We start from the raw sequence: 5,184 nt of genomic DNA on the forward strand, positions 1-5,184 counted from the left end.
GGCGTCGTGGCCGCCTTCGCTGGAGCCGATGGCCCAGGGCACGCCGACGTCGTCGGGGCCTGCGGAGAGGGTGTTGTTGGGGCCTTTGCGGTAGGCGTGGCCGATGGGGTGGATCGGGGGGAGGTAGACGACGTCGAAGCCCATGGCGGCGATGGCCGGAAGGCGTCGTGCGGCGGTGCGGAACGTGCCGTGGGGCTGTTCGGGAGTGCCCTCGGAGCGGGGGAAGAACTCGTACCAGGCCCCGTACAGCGCACGCTCCCGCTCCACCTGCAACGGCAGCGCCTCCGAGGCGGTCACCAACTCTCGCAGCGGATACCGGGCGAGAACTCTGTCCACCCTCGGCGTCAGCGCCGCCGCCAAACGGGTGGCGACCGGCAGGGAGTCGTCGCGCAGTACCACCACCGCGGCCAGCACGGCGTCCCGGTCCTCGCCCTTCGGCACCCCCGCCGCGGCACGCTCGTACAGTTCGCCGCCCTCCTCCAGGACCAGGCCGGTGTCGATGCCTGCCGGGATCTTGATGCGGGCGTGGTGCCGCCAGGTGGCGATCGGGTCGCTCCAGGCCTCCACGGTGTAGGTCCAGCGGCCGACGGCGTCCGGGGTGACGTCGGCGCCCCAGCGGTCGGTGCCGGGGGCGAGTTCACGCAGCGGGGTCCACGGGCCGGGGCGGCCGTCCGGGTCCCGGAGGACCACGTTGGCGCCGACCGCGTCATGTCCCTCGCGGAAGACGGTGGCGGTGACCTGGAACGTCTCCCCGACGACCGCCTTCGCAGGGCGCCGTCCGTGCTCCACCGCCGGGCGCACATCGCGTACCGGGATTCGGCCGATGGCCGGGTTCGAACTCATGGGTGTCACCTCCGCCGTACCTGAAAGCTCCGCCGTACCGGAAGCTCTGCCGCACCTGAAAGGTCTGCCGTACTAAAGCCGGGCCTGTCGGCCCGGCTGGGGATCCTGCTCCGGAAGGGGGACTACCGCCCCGCCGGGGAACGTCGCCCCGACGGCGGACCCCGCCTGCCGACGGCGGCGGCCCGAGGCCGCTCGCGCTGCTCCCGGAGGTAGCGTTCGGCGGCGTCGGCGGCCTCCCGCGCACAGCGCTTTCCCATCAGCACGCAGAGGGTGTAACCCGAGTCCTCGAAGGTGGCCCGCACCGTGAGGTCCGTGGGGGACGCGAGCATCACGCGTTCCCACGCCCGGTACCGCCGCAACTGCCGTGCGACTTCGGCCTTGGCGGGTAGCAGCATGGCGCCCTTCACCTTCCCGGGCTCTCGATGGGCACATGCCCGACGGTCGGGCCGGTGGCCGTGCATGCGTGAGGCACGGACCGCTTCGGCGATCGAGGCTTTCACCCATGGTGCACGCACTACCACGCACCGTCCTGTTGGATCTTCAACCACCTCGGCCGTGCTCCTGGTGATGCTCGTGTTGCACGAATGGACCAACAGCCTCACTGTGAGAGGTGACTCAGAAGCGATCAGAGCCCACGCTCCGTGTTCGGGGCTCGGCCCCGCGGGGGTCGAGAGGGAGCCCAGGCCTCGCCGGTGAGGAGCAAACGACGATGAAGACCGCAGTGCCCTGCTACTACCACCTCGACGTGGAAGTCAGCCCCGAACGGGTCGGACAGGTCGGCCGCATCCTGGCCGCCCACCTCCGGCTCTGGGACCTCGAGAACCTCGTCGAGCCCGTCTGCCGCGGCGCCGGACTGCTGCTGACCGCCATCGACGAGCACGCGACGGACAAGAACGCCTCGATCGAGCTGTGGTGGACCGGCCAGCACCTCATCACCGCCGTGGGGGAGGACAACCGTGACCTGCGCCCCGATCAGGACCTGCGCGGCTGCCTGGAGCACATCGCCGCGATGAGCGACGGCTGGGGCTGCTGCGCCACGGACACCGGCAGCAAGGTCATCTGGTTCTCGCAGCGTGCCCGCTCCGGCGAACGAGTCCCGCTGGTGCCGACGGCACCCTCGCCGAACCTGCGCGAGGGCCTCGACGTGCCCCGCGAGGTACCGGTCGCCGCGCTGGCCGCACCGGCGGACGGCGTCCTGGAGGGCGCCCGGTGACCCCGAGGCCGAACCGAGCAGGGGTGCCCGCCTGGAGCGGACACCCCTACCCCCTGGGAGCCGACCACGACGGCGAGGGCACCAACTTCGCGCTGTTCAGCGAGGTCGCCGAACGCGTCCAGCTGGTCCTCGTCGACGACGACGGCACCGAGCACCGCGTCCCGCTGACCGAGGCCGACGGCTTCGTCTGGCACGGCTATCTGCCGGGCGTCGGCCCGGGGCAGCGCTACGGCTACCGGGTGCACGGCCCGTGGGACCCGTCCGCCGGGCACCGCTGCAACCCGGCCAAGCTGCTCCTGGACCCGTACGCCCGGGCGGTGGACGGGCAGATCGACAACCACCGCTCGCTCTACGAGCGTTCGCCCGGCGGCCCGGACCCCGCCGACAGCGCCGGCCACACCCTGCTCGGCGTGGTGACCGGCGCCGCCTTCGACTGGGGCGAGGACCGGCCGCCCCGGCGGCCCTACGCCGACACGGTGATCTACGAGGCCCACGTCCGGGGCCTCACCCTGACCCACCCCGACGTGCCGCCCGAACTCCGCGGCACCTACGCGGGCCTCGCCCACCCGGCCGTCGTCGAGCACCTCGTCTCCCTCGGGGTGACCGCAGTCGAGCTGATGCCGGTCCACCAGTTCGTGCAGGACGGCGTGCTGAGGGACCGGGGCCTGTCCAACTACTGGGGCTACAACACGATCGGCTTCTTCGCCCCGCACAACGCCTACGCCGCCCACGGCACCCGCGGCCAGCAGGTCACCGAGTTCAAGTCGATGGTGAAGGCGCTGCACGCGGCCGGGCTCGAAGTGATCCTCGACGTGGTGTACAACCACACCGCCGAGGGCAGCGAGAAGGGCCCCACGCTCTCCTTCCGGGGCATCGACAACGCCTCGTACTACCGCCTCGTCGACGGCGACTGGGCGCACTACTACGACACCACGGGCACTGGCAACAGCCTCCTGATGCGCCACCCCTACGTCCTTCAGCTGATCATGGACTCACTGCGGTACTGGGTCACCGAGATGCGAGTCGACGGGTTCCGCTTCGACCTCGCGGCGACGCTGGCCCGGCAGTTCCACGAGGTGGACCGGCTGTCGGCGTTCTTCGACCTGATCCAGCAGGACCCGGTGATCAGCCGCGTCAAGCTCATCGCCGAGCCGTGGGACGTCGGCGAGGGCGGCTACCAGGTGGGCAACTTCCCGCCGCTGTGGTCGGAGTGGAACGGCAAGTACCGCGACGCCGTACGGGACTTCTGGCGGGCGGAGCAGCACACGCTGGGCGAGTTCGCCTCCCGGCTGACCGGCTCCTCCGACCTGTACGCCCACAGCAGGCGCCGCCCCCGTGCCAGCGTCAACTTCGTCACCGCGCACGACGGGTTCACCCTGCGCGACCTGGTCTCGTACAACGACAAGCACAACGAGGACAACGGCGAGGACAACCAGGACGGCGAGAGCGTCAACCGGTCCTGGAACTGCGGCGCCGAGGGGGAGACCGACGACAGGGCGGTGCTGGAGCTGCGCGCCCGGCAGCAGCGCAACTTCCTGGCCACGCTGCTGCTGTCCCAGGGCATCCCGATGCTGAGCCACGGCGACGAACTGGGTCGCACCCAGGGCGGCAACAACAACGCCTACTGCCAGGACAACGAGGTGTCCTGGATCGACTGGCGGCTCACGGGGGAGCAGCGCGACCTGGCCGACTTCACCCGCTCCGTCATCGCCCTGCGCGCCGCCCACCCCGTCCTGCGCCGGCGTCGCTTCTTCCTCGGCGAGACGGTCACGCACGCCGGGCAGCCGCTGCCCGACCTCGTCTGGCTGCGGCCGGACGCGCGTGAGATGACCGACCGGGACTGGCAGCGCTCCGACGCCCACTGCGTCGGCGTGTTCCTCAACGGCGACGCGATCGCCGAGCCCGACCCCTACGGGCGTCCCGTCGTCGACGACTCGTTCCTGCTGCTGCTCAACAGCTCCTGGGAGCCGGTCGACTTCCGCCTGCCGGACGCCGGTTACGGCGAACGCTGGACCACCCTGATCGACACCGTCGAGCCCCGGGGCGTCCCCGACGAGACGGAACACAAGGCGTCCAGCACCCTCACCATCAAGCCTCGAAGCCTCCTTCTGCTGTCCAGGCCGTCCCTGCACGGGGAGTGAACACCGGGCGGGGGCACGGCGATTGAGACTGGTGGGCGCGGACCGATCGGCTTGCGCCCATACCTCCGAGATCACCCGAATGGTGTCCCGCGCTACCGCAGGTTCTCGTAAGGTGTCCACTCTCAGTGAAATGTCGGATGCGGAGGGTGGCGCCAGATGCCCCCGATTCCTGTGGCGCTGCCAGGGGCGCCGGCAGGCGGCGCTCGTGGTGAGGCCGGGCGGCAGGCCTGGGCGGGGCCGAGTGCGCTGGTGCGACGTCCATTCCCACACCCGCCTTCGGCTGCCTGCGCCCGTGTCGAGCCCTCGAGTCAGGACTGACCGGCATGACCGAGGCGTACACGGTGGGCGAGGACGACGCGGGCGGGCAGGTGTCGAACAAGATCAGCGGTGGCGTGTTCTTCAACGCGGTGATCCAGGGCCGGGACATCACCGTGGTGCTGCCTCCTCAGGTCCGCCCGGCGCTCCTGGGCCTGCCGGCTGCCTCGCCCACCTTCACCGGCCGCGACACCGATGTGGACGAGCTGCTCCGGAGCCTGGCACCCGGCAGAGAGCAGCAGGCTGTGCTGGTGTCGGCGGTGGCAGGACTGGCTGGAGTTGGGAAGACCGAACTCGTGGTACAGACCGCCACTCGCGCATTGCGCGAGCCGGGCTGGTTTCCCGGCGGGGTGCTGTTCGTCGATCTGTTCGGCTACGACCCCGACCGTCGGCTGTCCCCGGAGCGCGCCCTGGGGCCTTTCAGAGGGAGCGGGGAGGCTCAGGAAGTCCGCCCACCGGTCACGGGATCAGTCGCGTGTCCACTTCTGGTTGCTGCTGCCGTTGCAGGTCCACAGCTGCAGCAGGGTGCCGTTGGCCGTTCCGGCGCCGGTGGCGTCCAGGCACAGGCCGGACTGGTCACCGGTGATCGTGCCGTCGGCGTGGATCGTCCACTTCTGGTTGGCTCCGCCGTTGCAGTCCCAGATGTCCACCTTGGTGCCGGGGCTGGTGCCC

At 70.8% G+C, this 5,184-nt stretch carries 5 protein-coding genes; 2 read left to right on the top strand and 3 right to left on the bottom strand.

Translation table 11 applies throughout. From position 1 onward, the window contains the following. Both ACGFNV_RS46765 and ACGFNV_RS46770 read right to left on the bottom strand, forming a co-directional pair. The coding region (locus ACGFNV_RS46765) for a maltotransferase domain-containing protein (protein WP_393631789.1) at positions 1-843 on the bottom strand (843 nt) is incomplete at its 3' end. A gap of 122 nt (positions 844-965) precedes the next feature. Further along, a complete protein-coding gene (locus ACGFNV_RS46770) occupies positions 966-1,238 on the bottom strand; it encodes a DUF5133 domain-containing protein (RefSeq protein WP_393631791.1) in 273 nt (90 codons plus the stop codon). Between the two features lie 314 nt (positions 1,239-1,552). Here ACGFNV_RS46770 and ACGFNV_RS46775 point away from each other — a divergent pair, with 314 nt between their 5' ends. Both ACGFNV_RS46775 and glgX read left to right on the top strand, forming a co-directional pair. After that, positions 1,553-2,056, top strand: a complete 504-nt coding sequence (locus tag ACGFNV_RS46775) for a pep a2 (protein ID WP_393631792.1) — start codon at positions 1,553-1,555, stop codon at positions 2,054-2,056. Further along, positions 2,053-4,197 (top strand): glycogen debranching protein GlgX, encoded by a 2,145-nt coding sequence (gene glgX, locus ACGFNV_RS46780; protein ID WP_393631794.1) that lies wholly within the window; start codon positions 2,053-2,055, stop codon positions 4,195-4,197. Before ACGFNV_RS46775 ends, glgX begins: the two co-directional genes overlap by 4 nt. Before the next feature lie 782 nt (positions 4,198-4,979). Here glgX and ACGFNV_RS46785 read toward each other — a convergent pair. Further along, the coding region (locus ACGFNV_RS46785; RefSeq protein ID WP_393631796.1) for a ricin-type beta-trefoil lectin domain protein at positions 4,980-5,184 on the bottom strand (205 nt) is incomplete at its 5' end.

The sequence above is a fragment of the Streptomyces sp. NPDC048751 genome, from assembly GCF_043198595.1.
Lineage (GTDB): Bacteria > Actinomycetota > Actinomycetes > Streptomycetales > Streptomycetaceae > Streptomyces.